17 protein-coding genes are annotated in these 14,909 nt (G+C 60.4%); 7 read left to right on the forward strand and 10 right to left on the reverse strand.

The genetic code is table 11. The features are described 5' to 3' along the window. Nucleotides 1-112: 112 nt before the first annotated feature. From acnA to I6I71_RS09455, 3 genes are all read left to right on the forward strand, one after another. On the forward strand, nt 113-2,893 hold the full coding sequence (gene acnA, locus I6I71_RS09445) for an aconitate hydratase AcnA (RefSeq protein WP_236587299.1): 2,781 nt from the start codon (nt 113-115) through the stop codon (nt 2,891-2,893). A gap of 115 nt (nt 2,894-3,008) precedes the next feature. After that, on the forward strand, nt 3,009-3,560 hold the full coding sequence (locus tag I6I71_RS09450; RefSeq protein WP_201820641.1) for a TetR/AcrR family transcriptional regulator: 552 nt from the start codon (nt 3,009-3,011) through the stop codon (nt 3,558-3,560). A gap of 38 nt (nt 3,561-3,598) precedes the next feature. Then, nucleotides 3,599-4,321 carry a glutamine amidotransferase-related protein gene (locus I6I71_RS09455; protein WP_201820643.1) on the forward strand — a complete coding sequence of 241 codons (723 nt, stop codon included), beginning with the start codon at nt 3,599-3,601 and terminating at the stop codon, nt 4,319-4,321. 24 nt (nt 4,322-4,345) lie between these two features. Here I6I71_RS09455 and I6I71_RS09460 read toward each other — a convergent pair whose 3' ends face one another. Further along, nucleotides 4,346-5,008: an NAD(P)H-binding protein gene (locus I6I71_RS09460; protein WP_201820645.1), complete on the reverse strand. Its 663-nt coding sequence runs from the start codon at nt 5,006-5,008 to the stop codon at nt 4,346-4,348. Between the two features lie 36 nt (nt 5,009-5,044). On the opposite strand from I6I71_RS09460, the gene I6I71_RS09465 reads away from it, so the two are divergent. Genes I6I71_RS09465 through I6I71_RS09480 form a run of 4 tightly spaced genes read left to right on the forward strand, consistent with a single transcriptional unit; the run spans nt 5,045 to nt 8,015 of the window. Next, the gene (locus tag I6I71_RS09465; RefSeq protein WP_052204234.1) at nt 5,045-5,311 is read left to right on the forward strand and encodes an ACT domain-containing protein; all 267 of its coding nucleotides are present in this window, start codon (nt 5,045-5,047) and stop codon (nt 5,309-5,311) included. Between the two features lies 1 nt (nt 5,312). Next, nucleotides 5,313-6,689 (forward strand): PFL family protein, encoded by a 1,377-nt coding sequence (locus tag I6I71_RS09470; protein ID WP_201820647.1) that lies wholly within the window; start codon nt 5,313-5,315, stop codon nt 6,687-6,689. A gap of 56 nt (nt 6,690-6,745) precedes the next feature. Beyond that, entirely contained in the window at nt 6,746-7,435 is a 690-nt protein-coding gene (locus tag I6I71_RS09475; protein WP_201820649.1) for a MerR family transcriptional regulator, read from the forward strand. Further along, nucleotides 7,428-8,015 (forward strand): hypothetical protein, encoded by a 588-nt coding sequence (locus tag I6I71_RS09480; RefSeq protein WP_052204227.1) that lies wholly within the window; start codon nt 7,428-7,430, stop codon nt 8,013-8,015. The genes I6I71_RS09475 and I6I71_RS09480 overlap by 8 nt, the downstream gene beginning before the upstream one ends. Nucleotides 8,016-8,024: 9 nt before the next feature. On the opposite strand, the gene I6I71_RS09485 is transcribed toward I6I71_RS09480, so the two are convergent. Genes I6I71_RS09485 through sufD form a run of 9 tightly spaced genes read right to left on the reverse strand, consistent with a single transcriptional unit; the run spans nt 8,025 to nt 14,909 of the window. Beyond that, a complete protein-coding gene (locus tag I6I71_RS09485) occupies nt 8,025-8,267 on the reverse strand; it encodes a PLDc N-terminal domain-containing protein (RefSeq protein WP_236587300.1) in 243 nt (80 codons plus the stop codon). 37 nt (nt 8,268-8,304) lie between these two features. After that, on the reverse strand, nt 8,305-8,841 hold the full coding sequence (locus tag I6I71_RS09490) for a hypothetical protein (RefSeq protein WP_201820651.1): 537 nt from the start codon (nt 8,839-8,841) through the stop codon (nt 8,305-8,307). A gap of 9 nt (nt 8,842-8,850) precedes the next feature. Continuing rightward, entirely contained in the window at nt 8,851-9,198 is a 348-nt protein-coding gene (locus I6I71_RS09495; RefSeq protein ID WP_201820652.1) for a hypothetical protein, read from the reverse strand. A 26-nt stretch (nt 9,199-9,224) separates the two neighbouring features. After that, nucleotides 9,225-10,853, reverse strand: coding sequence for an ABC-F family ATP-binding cassette domain-containing protein (locus I6I71_RS09500; RefSeq protein ID WP_201820653.1), 1,629 nt, complete (start codon nt 10,851-10,853; stop codon nt 9,225-9,227). A gap of 37 nt (nt 10,854-10,890) precedes the next feature. After that, complete coding sequence (locus I6I71_RS09505; RefSeq protein WP_052204216.1) at nt 10,891-11,256, reverse strand: metal-sulfur cluster assembly factor; 366 nt, start codon at nt 11,254-11,256, stop codon at nt 10,891-10,893. Between the two features lie 3 nt (nt 11,257-11,259). Beyond that, on the reverse strand, nt 11,260-11,733 hold the full coding sequence (sufU, locus tag I6I71_RS09510; protein ID WP_201820654.1) for a Fe-S cluster assembly sulfur transfer protein SufU: 474 nt from the start codon (nt 11,731-11,733) through the stop codon (nt 11,260-11,262). Beyond that, nucleotides 11,730-12,959 carry a SufS family cysteine desulfurase gene (locus I6I71_RS09515; protein ID WP_201820655.1) on the reverse strand — a complete coding sequence of 410 codons (1,230 nt, stop codon included), beginning with the start codon at nt 12,957-12,959 and terminating at the stop codon, nt 11,730-11,732. The genes sufU and I6I71_RS09515 overlap by 4 nt, the downstream gene beginning before the upstream one ends. Beyond that, nucleotides 12,959-13,714, reverse strand: a complete 756-nt coding sequence (gene sufC / locus I6I71_RS09520) for a Fe-S cluster assembly ATPase SufC (RefSeq protein ID WP_052204211.1) — start codon at nt 13,712-13,714, stop codon at nt 12,959-12,961. Before sufC ends, I6I71_RS09515 begins: the two co-directional genes overlap by 1 nt. 13 nt (nt 13,715-13,727) lie before the next feature. Beyond that, entirely contained in the window at nt 13,728-14,909 is a 1,182-nt protein-coding gene (gene sufD / locus I6I71_RS09525; protein ID WP_201820657.1) for a Fe-S cluster assembly protein SufD, read from the reverse strand.

Consider the following 14,909-nt stretch of genomic DNA (forward strand, 5'->3'; position numbering starts at 1 on the left):
CATAACGCTCGTACTGTTATTATTGCGGTAGAACTGTGGCGCCTGGCATATGATTAATGGTTGACCGCCACGGGTCATGTACCCCACATATCAACGAGAAACGGAGCTCACTGTGGCTGAAAGCAAGAACTCCTTCAACGCCAAGAAGACGCTCGAGGTCGGCGGAAAGTCGTATGACTACTTCGCACTCGACGCCGTAGAAGGCATGGAGAAGCTTCCCTACTCCCTCAAGGTTCTGGGTGAGAACCTGCTGCGCACCGAGGACGGCAAGAACGTCACCGCAGACCACATCAAGGCAATCGCGAACTGGGATCCGTCGGCAGAGCCGTCCATTGAGATCCAGTTCACCCCTGCACGTGTACTGATGCAGGACTTCACCGGTGTGCCGTGTGTTGTTGACCTTGCCACCATGCGCGAGGCTGTCTCCTCCCTCGGCGGCAACCCAGACCAGGTTAACCCGCTGAACCCGGCCGAAATGGTCATCGACCACTCTGTGATCATCGAAGCATTCGGTTCCGAGGCTGCTGAGGCGAAGAACGTAGAGATCGAGTACCAGCGCAACGAGGAGCGCTACCAGTTCCTGCGCTGGGGTGCTGAGAACTTCTCCAACTTCCGCGTTGTCCCGCCGGGAACCGGCATTGTCCACCAGGTGAACATCGAGTACCTGTCCCGCGTTGTCTTTGACAATGAGGGCGTGGCATACCCGGACACCTGTATTGGTACGGACTCCCACACCACCATGGAAAACGGCCTGGGCATCCTGGGCTGGGGCGTCGGCGGCATCGAGGCCGAGGCTGCAATGCTCGGCCAGCCGGTGTCCATGCTGATCCCGCGCGTGGTTGGCTTCAAGCTGACTGGCGAGATCCCGGCCGGCGTAACCGCAACCGACGTGGTGCTCACCATCACCGAGATGCTGCGTGAGCACGGCGTGGTGCAGAAGTTCGTCGAGTTCTACGGCAACGGCGTCAAGCAGATTCCGCTGGCAAACCGCGCCACCATTGGCAACATGTCCCCAGAGTTCGGCTCCACCTGTGCGATCTTCCCGATCGACGAGGAGACCATCAACTACCTCCACCTCACCGGCCGTTCCCAGGAGGACATCGACCGCGTTGAGGCATACGCCAAGGCTCAGGGCATGTGGCTGGAGCAGGACGCTGCTGAGGCTGAGTACTCCGAGTACCTCGAGCTCGACCTGTCCACCGTTGTGCCGTCCATCGCTGGCCCGAAGCGCCCGCAGGACCGCATCCTTTTGGCAGACGCCAAGGAAACCTTCCGCAAGCAGCTGCCGGAGTACAACACCGCAGGCAACGAGACCTTCGAGCCGGTTCGCGCACCGAAGGTTGACTCCGTGGAATACAACCAGTCCTGGCCGGGCAACGGCGAATCTGCCGCTGCTGGCGCTGAGGGCCGCGCATCCAAGCCGGTTGTCGTCGAGTCCCCGCAGGGTGGCGAGTTCACGCTCGACCACGGTGCCGTAGCAATTGCTGCTATTACCTCCTGCACCAACACCTCCAACCCGTCTGTGATGGTCGGCGCTGCCCTGTTGGCTCGCAAGGCTGCAGAGAAGGGACTGAAGGCGAAGCCGTGGGTCAAGACCATCATGGCTCCGGGCTCCCAGGTTGTTGACGGCTACTACGAGCGCGCAGACCTGTGGAAGGACCTCGAGGCTGTCGGCTTCTACTTGACTGGCTTCGGCTGTGCATCCTGCATCGGTAACTCCGGCCCGCTGCCGAACGAGGTCTCCGAGGCAATCAACGAGTACGACCTGACCGCAACCGCAGTGCTGTCCGGTAACCGTAACTTCGAAGGCCGCATTTCCCCGGACGTGAAGATGAACTACCTCGCGTCTCCGCTGCTGGTCATCGCATACGCAATCGCCGGTACGATGGACTTCGACTTCGAGACCCAGCCGCTGGGTCAGGATGCTAACGGCAATGACGTCTTCCTGAAGGACGTTTGGCCGTCCACCGAGGAGATCGAGTCCACCATCGCTTCCACCATCTCCCGCGAGATGTACGAGGCTGACTACGCAGACGTCTTCAAGGGCGACGAGCAGTGGCAGGGTCTGGACATTCCGACCGGCAAGACCTTCGACTGGAACGAGGACTCCACCTACATCCGCAAGGCACCGTACTTCGACGGTATGCCGGAGGAGCCGGAGGCAGTCACCGACATCGCTGGTGCACGCGTTCTGGCGAAGCTGGGCGATTCCGTGACCACGGACCACATCTCCCCTGCTTCCTCCATCAAGCCGGGCACCCCGGCGGCGGACTACCTGGATGCACACGGCGTTGAACGCCACGACTACAACTCCTTTGGTTCCCGCCGTGGTAACCACGAAGTCATGGTGCGCGGCACCTTCGCAAACATCCGTCTGCGCAACGAGCTGGTGGACGAGCAGGGTGGCTACACCCGCGACTTCACCAAGGAAGGCGCTCCGCAGGACTTCATCTACAACGCTGCGATGAACTACGCCGAGAAGAACATCCCGCTGGTTGTTCTCGCCGGCAAGGAGTACGGCACCGGCTCGTCCCGTGACTGGGCTGCAAAGGGCACCAACCTGCTTGGTGTTCGCGCCGTGATCGCAGAGTCCTTCGAGCGTATCCACCGCTCCAACCTGATCGGCATGGGTGTTCTGCCGCTGCAGTTCCCGGAGGGCGAATCCCACGCTTCCCTGGGTCTGGACGGCACCGAGACCTTCGCCATCAGCGGCATCACCGCTTTCAACGAGGGCGATGAGATCCCGGCTACTGTTCACGTCACTGCGACGAAGGACGGCGGCGAGACCGTTGAGTTCGACGCAGTTGTTCGCGTGGATACCCCGGGTGAGGCGGAGTACTACCGCCACGGTGGCATCCTGCAGTACGTACTGCGCCAGATGGTGAAGAGCTAAGGCCACGAGCTACGCACGTAGCTTGTAGCTAAAGAAGTGAAAAGGCCGCCCGCGCACGTGTGCGGGTGGCCTTTTCACGTGGACGTCGATAAGCAAGAAAGCCCCCGTATAAGCCATGCCAATTATTAGCGAAGATGAGCTGACCCGCCGCCAGCAGGAGATCATTGACGCCTCCCGCGACTGTTTCGCCAGGTATGGCTTTGAGGGGGCTACCGTCGCTCGCTTGGAAGAAGCCACGGGAAAAACACGTGGTGCGATTTTCCACCATTTTGGTGACAAGGAAACGCTGTTTCTTGCCATCGTGAGTGCGGACGCGCAGCGTCAGGCCGAGGTGGTTTCCCAAAACGGTCTGGTCGAGGTTATGCGTGAGATTCTGCGTAACCCTGCTGAGCACGGTTGGTTTGCCACCCGAAGCGAGATCATTCGTAAGCTCCGTACCGACCCAGTCTTTGAAGCACGTTGGCGTGAGCACCAGGATGTGCTGGATCAGGCAGTGCTTGAGCGTTTGCGCTCGAATGAGCATTTGCGTGACGACGTCAACGTGAACGTCCTCCAAACCTACCTCGAGACAGTGCTCGAAGGAGTTCTTACGAGGCTGGCTGCGGGCGAATCGCCGGAGCGCCTAGATGCCATGTTGGATGTGGTGGAGCAGTCGATTCGCGGCTAATTGTCTCAAAGTAGACCAAGCGGTATAGAATGACGCGCATGTCTACACTGCTTTTTCTTTCCCTACGCAACGGCGAGCTTGGCCCTGATGTAGCTCGCGCCGAGTACCACGATGCACTGGCATCTACGGGATTAGAAGAAGTCGAACTTGTTCACCGAGTGATTGACTCCCCTGCCACCGAGCTTGGCCCGCTTGACGGCATTGGTGGTGTGATCGTGGGCGGCAGTTCCCTAAACGTGAGCAATGAAACGTACGACGACTACCAACGCCACGTAGGTGAGGTGCTCACCCAGGTGTTGGAGTCTGGTTTACCGGTCTTTTTCGTCTGCTTCGGCCTGTCCTGGCTAGTGGATCACGTCGGCGGCGTCATCGGACATTCGCACGCGGAAGATTCCGGCCCGACCCACGTGGAGGTCACCGAGGCTGGGTGCAAAGACGTCTTGCTGGCCGCCGCTCCGCAAACGTTTACTGCTTTAACCGGCCACACTGAGGCACCGGAAGAGGTGCCGGAGGCGTTGACCGTGCTGGCGACTGGCCCAGACGGGATGACCCAGATGGTGCGCTACGGCGACCACGTGTGGGCCACGCAATTCCACGCGGAGATGAACGCAGACGCCATGCGTACGCGCATGGATTTCTACCACGACTACGGCTATTTCGCACCTGAAGACTATGCGCGCATCGTTGCGGACCTGCCGCACCACGACGTGTCCGCAGCAAACGGACTGATGCGCACGTTTGCGCAGTACGTACGCTCCTAACAGCCGGCCAGGCTACAAGGCTAGCTACAGGTCCTGCAGCTTCTGGTTGCCATTTTCAAACTCAAACGGATTCTGATCAAAGGACTCGCCCCGGTTGATAATCTCCGCAATCACCTGGGCAACGAGCTCGCGGGCTGTCTCAGAGCTTTGCGGCGGCGCGTCGTTGAGGATGTTGATGCCGGTCGCAGGGGCATCGGTGAGCAGGGTCGGTCCCAGGATGACCTGGTCGATCTCGCTGGAAAGCAGACGTAAGTCCACTGCCTTCTTTGCCTCCACATAGGCGTACCAGGATGACCCGTCGTCTTCTGCCTTGCCGTCTTGGGCGCCAGCATAGGAGACGTTGATTAAGAGCGGGGCGAACTCGCCGAGTTCTTCAAGTGCGTCGATCATCACCATCGCCGCGTCACGGTCCACCGCATAGGTTCGTTCCGGATCACCGCCGCCAGCACCAGCGGACCACACCACGACGTCAAACGGCGTCAGCAAACGCGCCCAGCCTTCCCTATCCAGCTTGGTCAAGTCTTGAATGATCACGGTTGCACCTGTTTCGGCAAGGCGCTCGGTGTGCTTGGGATTGTGGGCGAGGGCGGAGACGTGGTGGGAGGCGTCGACAAGCAAAGGCACCGTGTGAGCTGACACTTTGCCCCCGGCACCAAGGACTAGGACGTAAGAACGTGCGTCATGCATACGCCCACAGTAACCCAGTGGGTACTATCTTTGCCCATGCATGCAATTATCACGACCACGGGTCAGGACCGCGTCGGCATCATCGCCGGCGTGGCAAACGCCGCAGCCGAACGCAACCTGAACATCATCGACGTTTCCCAGACGCTCATGGACAACTTCTTCACCATGATCATGCGTGTTGAAGTACCAGAAGGCGCCAACGTGGGCGACCTACAAGCCGAACTCGCCGAGGTTGGCGAGCGCCTCGGCGTGGTTGTCCGCCTGCAGTCCGAAGCCCTCTTCACCGCGATGAATGAGATCTAGCATGGCTGCAGCATTCGACTTTGATTTCAAGTCCAAACACATCCTCGACGTCATCCACATGATCGAGGACTACCGCCTGGACATCCGCACCGTCACCATGGGCATCTCACTGATCGGGTGTACGCGCGCCACCATGGAAGCCACCGCAGAGGCTGTGTATGACCGTGTGGTTACCCGCGCCCGCAACCTGGTCCCGGTGTGCGAAGGCATCGAGCGTGAGCTGGGTATCCCGATTGTGAACAAGCGCGTGTCCATCTCCCCCATCGCTCTGGTGGTCGCGGGCGTTGCGGGCGACCCGGTGCTTGTGGCCAAGGCGCTTGACCGCGCGGCAGCGGAGCTGGGCATTGACTTCATTGGCGGCTACTCCGCGCTTGTGGAGAAGGGTGCTACATCTGGCGACGCCCGCCTGATCGCATCGATCCCTGACGCGTTGGCGCAGACGAGCAAGATCTGTTCGTCGGTGAACGTGGCTACGTCGCGCGCCGGCATCAACATGGATGCTGTGGCGGAGATGGGCCGCGTGATCAAGCGCGCCGCCGAGTTGACGGCCACAGAATCGTCCATCGCCTGTGCGAAGTTGGTCGTGTTTGCCAACGCTGTTGGTGATAACCCCTTCATGGCCGGCGCCTTCCACGGCATCGAAGAGCCAGACACTGTCGTATCGGTCGGCGTGTCCGGCCCGGGTGTGGTCAACAATGCGTTGGGTTCGCTCGAGGGAGCCACGCTTAACGACGTTGCCGAGGAAGTAAAAAAGGCCGCCTTCAAAATCACCCGCGCAGGCCAGCTCGTGGGCAACATGGCGGCAGAGCGCCTCGGTGTGCCGTTTGGCATCGTGGACCTGTCGTTGGCGCCGACTGCTGAAATGGGTGACTCCGTCGCACACATCCTTGAGCACATGGGCCTGGATCAGGTAGGTACCCACGGAACCACGGCAGCTCTCGCACTGCTTAACGACGCTGTAAAGAAAGGCGGCATGATGGCCTGCTCACGCGTCGGCGGCTTGAGTGGCTCCTTCATCCCGGTCTCTGAGGATAAGGGCATGATCGACGCAGTACGTGCCGGCAGCATCACCATGGACAAGCTGGAGGCCATGACCTCGATCTGTTCCGTGGGCTTTGACATGATCGCCATTCCTGGCGACACGTCCGCGGAGCTCATCTCCGGCATGATCGCGGACGAAGCCGCGATCGGCGTGATGAACCATAAGACCACCGCAGCACGTCTGATCCCCGTGCCGGGCACGAAGCCTGGGGATGAAGTCAACTTCGGCGGGCTGCTCGGATACGCACCGGTCATCCCGGTCTCCCAGGTGGGCAACGACGCGTTCATTCGCCGCGGGGGCTTCATCCCTGCCCCGGTCCACGGTTTCCGCAACTAGGAATTCCTAGCCCCAGGCCTTGACCCTCACACGATGTGAGGGTTTAGTCTGGCGTCGTGAAGATCTCTGATATAGCAGCTGCAGCTGGTTGTTCAGTCCGCTCAGTGCGCCACTTACATGAAGCTGGAGTAGTTGAAGAACCAGCCCGGACCAGCGGCAACTACCGCGAATACTCTGTCCGGGATCTGGCAGCAGTCATTCGGGCTCGGGCACTTATCGACGCAGGCGTGCCCGTAGCCGACGTCCAATCCGATGACGCCGTTGCTCGTTCCCTAACACTGCTGGATGAACGGATACGGCACCTGCAGCATCAACGTAAGCGCCTTGCGCTGATACAACATGCTCCGTTGGGTGCCCCGGAGGACATTCGGCAACGTTTGAGCGCTGTCTTCGAAGATGCTGACACCCTGCAGTTGGAGCTGGACTCGTGGGACCTGATGGCGCTCACCGGTGTTGCTACCAGCGCCACGTGGACTGTGCTTCGACGAAACCTTGATGATCAAACGTGTATCGCCGCGGCACGTGAGGCTGGCAGGTTATGGAGCGAACTCGCAACGTTAACCTCGCGCGATGAGAAAGTCACTCCGATCGTGCAACGCCTTCATGAGCTCTTTCCTCTCGGACTGATGCGGGGTGTTTTAGAAACGCTACAGCCTGCTCAAACAGGGCTAGCGGTGGGTGACGTCCCGACTCGTGGAGCGCAGGCGTTCGCGCTCGAATCCATAGCAGGGAGTCTGGGTGGCTAGGCTCTGGGCACTGCTGCGCAAACATCCTGGTTTCCGCCTCGCACGCTATGAACTCGGGTTGTATCGAGACCTCACGCGATGGGTCAAAGGCGTTCAGCTTATTCCCGATGGCGCGGATGCCCTTCCCCACCCTCCCGGCCGACTACAGATGCTTGGTGTTCTCACAGCGGTTCTTGTGTCCGAAATGGTGGCAGTGCATCTTCTTCTACCACCTGGCTCACTGCGATTGATCGCACTGATTATCTCGGCCTGGAGCTTTATCTACCTTTGGTCCCTGATTGCCAGCGAACGTATTCGCCCCAGCTACATCGCAAAGGACGTAATCGTCCTGCGCCGCGGAAGGATTGTGTTCGCTGAAGTGCCGACGGCTCTCATCCGCAGTCAACGCCGAGAGCGCTCATTTGCATCCGACATCGAAATCGAGCAAGGCGTGCTTACGCTCGGCAGTCCTGCAGGGACAGACACCGTTGTTGATCTAGAAAAGCCAATCGAGGCGGCCAAAGACCGATACCCATGGCAAAAGCCCCGGTACGAGCGAGTGCATCAAGTCCGATTCTATGCCGGGGCAACACAGCCCTAAGTGCTCGGGCTAGCGCTTCTTGCCTACCGCGAAGTAGGCAAGCCACCCGGCGGTGTTTACCGTGCCGATGATCGGCGTCCACAGCCACTTCGGGCCGCGGATACGGCGAGCGTCGGTACGGGCAAGGTCACGCAGCGCCCATGCCTTGCCGGCGGTATCAGTAGCGACAAGGACGCCGACGAGCGTCTTCTGGTCTGTGGAAAGTTCGTCCCAGGACTCGCGCAGCGTGGTCAAAATCACGTTGATGTTCATGCTGCCAACACTACGCCACAGCCCTAGTGTCACAGCCCTAGAAGATGGTGTTGCTGATCATGCCGCCGATTGCAAGGCCGCCGAGCAGCACGCTGATCACGACAAGCGCGATGGCAGCGCCTTCGGCGTCGCTGGAGCCGGCCTCTGACAGTCCCTCAATAAGTGAGCTGCCCGGGGTAATGTCGTGTTCAAGAAGGCGGACGCGGGCACCGAAGTAGCGGTTGATCGCCTCCGATTCTTCTTCCATGGTCACCATGCGACCATCCTGCGGCGCGTTTGCGGTGACCACGTAGCGCGTATTCCCGTTGCTGTCCTCGACCTCGAAGCTGGTGGACAAGACACCAACCAGCCCGCCGCCCGGTAGATACATGGGCCCGCCGGAGTCGCCTTTTCGGGCACCGCGCGGCGTTTCAACAATGATCTTGGTGCCCAAGGTGGCAATGAGCTCGCCGCAATCTGCGCTACCGCTGGTGCCGTGGCTGGTGTGTCCGTGGAAGCACACTTCCTGGCCTTTGCGCAGCTTACTGATCGGCACGATGCCGTCGCGATCGAAGGTGTTGGGATTGATGGTCACGCCGTCTTTTCAGCGGATAATCGCCCAGTCGTTCGCGTCCGTTTTCGGGTCGTACTTCGGCGACATTTCGATCGTGCCGGCGGCGATAGCCTTTTGCATGCGTTGGCCGAACTTATCGGAAAGAAAAACGCGGCTCACGCCCTCGGCACAGTGGGCGGCGGTGTAGCTGACTCGGTTGACCGGGTCGTTGTACCCAATCGTGCACTCGCCCGCCAGGGTGCCAAACTGCCAGCCTTGGTTGACCTCGAGCCCATTTCTTATCGACGACTCCGCCCCCGCCCCCGGCGCCCCCACACCTGCAAAAACGAGACCAGTAGCTAACAGTGCGGCACCAAGGCGTAGAGCATAAGAAGTCATAACTTCATGCTAATTTGCAGGGAGCTTTATGCCAATTCCACGATTTCCATATACTCGTCGCTCCACAGGTCCTCGTCCCCCTCCGGCATGATGATCACGCGCTCCGGCTCCAAGGCGCGAACGGCACCTGGGTCATGCGTAACTAGGACGACGGCGCCGGTATACGTTTTCAGTGCATCCAGCACCTGCTCGCGTGATTGCGGATCCAGGTTGTTCGTGGGCTCGTCGAGAAGCAACACGTTCGCACGCGACGATACAAGCGTTGCCAACGCTAGGCGCGTCTTTTCACCACCCGAGAGCGTGCCCGCGGGCTGTTCCAACTTGTCGCCGGAGAACATGAACGCACCTAAAAGGCCACGCAGGTCCTGTTGGCCGGCGTCTGGACAGGCCTCGATAGTGTTTTCCCAGACGGTCTTCTCACCGTCAATAGTGTCGTGTTCCTGGGCGAAGTAGCCGACCTTCAGGCCGTGGCCGGTGACAAGCCCGCCTTCGCCGTCGGTACGCTCAACGCCCGCCAGAAGCTTTAGCAAGGTCGTCTTGCCCGCACCGTTGGTGCCCAAAACAACCACGCGCGAGCCTTTATCAATAGCCAGATCAACGCCGGCGAACACTTCGAGCGAGCCGTACATCTTGGTCAAGCCCTTGCCGTACAGCGGCGTCTTGCCACACGGCGCAGGTTCCGGGAACTTGATGGAGGCGAACTTGTCGGCCACGCGGACCTCATCAAGCTCACTCATCATGCGGTCCGCGCGCGCAAGCATCTGTTTCGCCGCGGCGGCCTTGGTGGCCTTCGCACCGAGCTTGGCCGCCTGTTTCTGAAGCGCCGATGCTTTCTTCTCCGCGTTGGCACGCTCGCGACGCCTACGCGCCTCATCTTCCGCACGCGCTTTCTGGTAGGTGCTAAAGCCCATGTTGTACACGTCCGCCTCAGCGCGCACCGCGTCGAGGAACCAGACCTTATTGCAGACATCGTCCAACAGCTCAACGTCGTGGGAGATCATGATCAACCCACCTTCATGCTTGGACAAGAAGTTACGCAGCCAGGTGATGGAGTCGGCGTCGAGGTGGTTCGTCGGCTCGTCTAGAAGCAATGTGGTGGCGGACTTACCTGAGCCGGAGCGAGACGCGAATAGGATTTGGGCCAACTCCACGCGACGGCGCTGACCACCGGAAAGGGTCTTCAGCTGCTGATCCAGCACGCGGCTGGGCAGGCCAAGGTTATCGCAGATCTGGGCTGCCTCCGCGTTGGCTTCGTACCCACCGAGTGCCTGGTAGCGCTCCTCTAGACGCGAGTATTTCGCAATCGCCTTATCACGCTCAGCCCCTTCGGTGCATTCCATGATGGCCTGCTGCTTCGCCATTGAACGCTGGATAGCGTCCAAACCGCGCGCGGACAGCACACGCTCACGCGCGGTCTGCTCGATGTCGCCCTCTTTGGAATCCTGCGGCAGGTAGCCGATCTCACCCGAGCGGGTTACCGTTCCGCCGTAGGGTTCGGTCTCCCCCGCCAGGATGCGCATGGTGGTGGTTTTACCAGCGCCGTTGCGGCCCACCAGCCCGATGCGGTCGCCCGGCTGGACGCGCAGGTGTTGACCTGGTGCGGTCAACAGCGTGCGGGCGCCAACGCGGACTTCAAGATCATTGGTCACAATCACGGCTAGTTACCTTACAGCCGTGGTCGAATGCAGCAGCCTAGACCGCGAACCCGAGCGCGCGCAGCTGCTCCCGGCCTTCTTCCGTGATGAACTGCGGACCCCACGGCGGCATCCATACCCAGTTGATCTCCAGCTCTTCGGCGTCGGTGTTGTTCACAACCGCCGCGCGCGCCTGTTCCTCAATCACATCGGTCAGCGGGCATGCCGGTGAAGTCAGCGTCATGTTGACTACCGCCACGTTGGCGCCGTCGCGCTCTTCAATCCACACGTCGTAGACCAGACCAAGGTCAACTACGTTGATGCCCAGCTCCGGGTCGATGACGTCGTGCAGGTACTCCTCCACTTCGCCGACAAGCTTGAGCTGCTCTTCGGTTTGCTCTGGGCGCTGTGCTTCTTCAGCCATCGGTTAGTCCTCCCTCGTCTCTACGGTTTTACCGGTCTTGCTTAATGCTTCGGCGGTTGCTGCCTCAAAGGCTTTCCACCCAAGCAGCGCGCACTTCACGCGGGCCGGGAACTTAGCCACACCGGAAAACGCCACGCCGTCACCAATCAGTTCGGCGTCGCCCTCGACGGTGCCGCGCGAGGTGATCATCTCCTCGAAGGCCTGCAGCTTCTTAAACGCCTCACCGATCGGTTTGCCCACGATCTCCTCAGCCATCACAGACGTCGACGCCTGCGAAATCGAGCAGCCTTCGGCGTGGTAGGAGACGTCTTCGACTGTCTCGCCGTCGCTAGAGAGGTGGATGCGCAGCGTCAGCTCGTCGCCACACGACGGGTTGACGTGGTGCACCTCGGCTTCGAACGGATCGCGCAGGCCCGCATGCTGCGGGTTTTTGTAGTGGTCCAGGATGACTTCCTGGTACATCGATTTAAGGTTCATCGAAAGAACTCCTTCGCTTTGCTTATCGACGCCACCAACGCATCAACCTCTTCCAACGTGTTGTAGAGGTAGAAACTCGCCCTGGAGGTGGACTGCAGGTGCAACCCGCGGTGGGCTGGCCACGCGCAGTGATGACCAGTGCGGATTGCCACGCCCTCGGAGTCGAGAACTTGGCCCAAGTCGTGCGGATGGACGCCGTCGACGGTAAACGCAATCGACCCGCCGCGGTGATTGGTGGTTAATGGGCCTGCGATAGACAAGCCGTCGATACGCTGCATCTGCTCAAGTGCATATGCGGTCAGCTCGCGCTCGTGTGCCTGGATCTCCTCCATCCCGATTTCGGTAAGGAAGTCCACGGCGGCGCCAAGCCCAACAACCTGGGAGGTCATCTGCGTTCCGGCCTCGAAACGCTGTGGGGCGGGCGCGTAGGTGGATTCCTCCATACGCACAACCTCAATCATGGACCCACCGGTCAAAAACGGGGGTAGGTCCTGCAGGTGCTTCGAGTACACCGCACCGACGCCATTCGGGCCGCACATCTTGTGGCCAGAGAACGCGGCGAAGTCAACGTCCAACGCGCGGAAGTTCACGGGCATATGTGGCACCGACTGGCATGCATCCAACACCGTCAGCGCGCCGACAGCCTTGGCGCGGCGCACCATCTCTTCCACGTCTGCGTGAGCGCCGGTGACGTTGGACTGGTGTGTAAAAGCGACAACCTTGACGGAATCATCGAGTTCGAGCGAGTCGAGGTCGATGCGCCCGTCGGCAGTCATGGAGTACCACTGCAACGTCGCACCAGTGCGACGCGCCAACTCCTGCCATGGCACCAGGTTTGCGTGGTGCTCCAGCTCCGTGACCACGATCGTGTCGCCCTCACCCACGCTCAAGTCGCCCGCACGGCTATCACCCAGCACGTATGCGACAAGGTTCAGCGCCTCGGTGGCGTTTTTGGTAAAGGCGATGTCATCGTTGTCCGCACCCACAAACGCCGCAATCTTTGCGCGGGCGGACTCGTAGGCGTCGGTGGCTTCCTCCGCAAGCTGGTAGGAGCCGCGGTGCACAGGAGCGTTGCAGCCCATCACAAAGTCGCGCTCCGCCTCCCACACCCGCAACGGCCGCTGCGAGGTCGCCCCGGAATCCAAGTAGACCAAGGGCTTGCCGTCGCGGACGGTGCGTCCCAGGATGGGGAATTCCTTCCTGATTGCGTGAACGTCTAAAGCCATTAGATGAACTTCTCGTAGCCTTCAGCCTCAAGCTGATCTGCAAGCTCAGCACCGCCGGTGGTGACAATCTTGCCGTTGGCAAACACATGCACGAAGTCCGGCTGCACGTAGTTCAGGATGCGCTTGTAGTGCGTAATCATGAGCACGCCACCGTTGGTCTCCTCCTGGTAGCGGTTAATGCCCTCGGAGACAATGCGCAGCGCATCAACGTCCAGACCAGAGTCGGTCTCATCCATCACCGCGAACTTCGGCTTGAGCAGGGAAAGCTGCATAACCTCGTGGCGCTTCTTCTCGCCGCCGGAGAAGCCCTCGTTCACAGAGCGCTCGGAGAAGGACGCATCCATGTGCAGCGCGTCACGGGCAGCGTTGAGCTCACCAACCCACTCGCGCAGCTTCGGAGCCTCGCCGCGCACAGCAGTCACGGCGGAGCGCATGAAGTTCGAAGAGGACACGCCCGGTACCTCTACCGGGTACTGCATGGCCAGAAAGAGACCGGCACGTGCGCGCTCGTCAACATCCATGTCCAGGATGTTTTCACCGTCCAGAAGCACCTCGCCCTCGGTGACCTCGTAGCGCGGGTGGCCTGCCAGGGTGTATGCAAGCGTGGACTTACCGGAGCCGTTCGGGCCCATGATGGCGTGGGTTTCGCCGCCCTTGATGGTCAGGTTCACGCCTTTAAGAATCGGAGTGGGTTCCTGGCCTTCCTCGGTGGGAAGGACGTTGGCGTGCAGGTTCTTGATTTCCAGAGTGGACATATAAACGTTTCCTTTAGTTGTTGTTCAGCTCGAGCTCGCCGGCGACACGTGCAATCAGTTCATCACGCACGGATTCCACCGGAATCTGGTTCAGGACCTCGTTGAAGAAGCCGCGGATAATCAGGCGCGTTGCCTCGGTTTCCGGGATACCGCGGGAGCGCAGGTAGAAGATCTGCTCCTCATCAAAACGACCAACGGTAGCGGCGTGGCCCGCACCCGCAATCTGGCCGGTTTCAATCTCCAGGTTCGGGATCGCATCAGCGCGAGCACCATCCGTCAGCACCAGGTTGCGGTTGGTCTCGTAGGTGTCAGTGCCCTTGGCTTCTGCACGAATCAGGACATCACCAACCCAGCAGGTGCGTGCCTCCGGCAGAACGGAATCCTTATCGCCCTGCAAAGCGCCCTTGTACAGCACGTTAGAGCGGCAATTTGGCACCGAGTGGTCCACCAGCATGCGGTTTTCAATGTACTGACCTGCGTCAGCGAAGTAGACGCCCGTCAGCTCCACGTCTGCACCCGGAGCCTCAAAGGTCACACGCGGTGTCAGTCGCACTACCTCGCCACCGAAAGCGGCAACGGTGTGGCGCAGCACAGCGTCGCGCTGCACCTTGATGGACTGCTGGCCAATGTGCACTGCGTCCAACGCCCACTCAGTGTCCACGATCGCGTTGACGTGGGAGCCTTCACCGATGTGCCAGTTCAGGTTGTCAGCGTGGGTGCCGGAGCCCTCATAACGCACGATCACCGTCGCCTGGGAGTGGCGGCCAGTTTCAACCAGGATGGTGCTAAACGTCGTTGCGTCCACACCAGCGCCGGTGATTGTGATCTCAATCGGTGCATCCAGTACCGCATCCGCCGGCACGGAAATCAGCGTGCCATGCTCGGCTGCGCTCCATGCCTGGGCGGCAACACGGTCCACCGGGCCGCCTGCCACGCGCAGGCGCTCATCGTCGGCCGCGAGTTGTTCGATGGTGACGTCCGACGGAGCGTCGATACGCAGCTGCTCCGAAACCTGCGTGGGGAACGTACCGTCGTGCAGACCGCGGATCCTGCGCAGCGAAATGAAACGCCACACCTCGTCGCGTCCACCCGGAACCGGGAAATCCTCCACGTTGAAGGACTGGAACAAATCACCCTTGTTGTTGTGCGTCGTTGCGTTACCAACAGGGTCAATAACGGTTTTGGTCGAAGTCAA

Origin of the sequence: Corynebacterium riegelii (assembly GCF_016728505.1) — a bacterium.
GTDB classification, from domain to species: Bacteria; Actinomycetota; Actinomycetes; order Mycobacteriales; family Mycobacteriaceae; genus Corynebacterium; species Corynebacterium riegelii.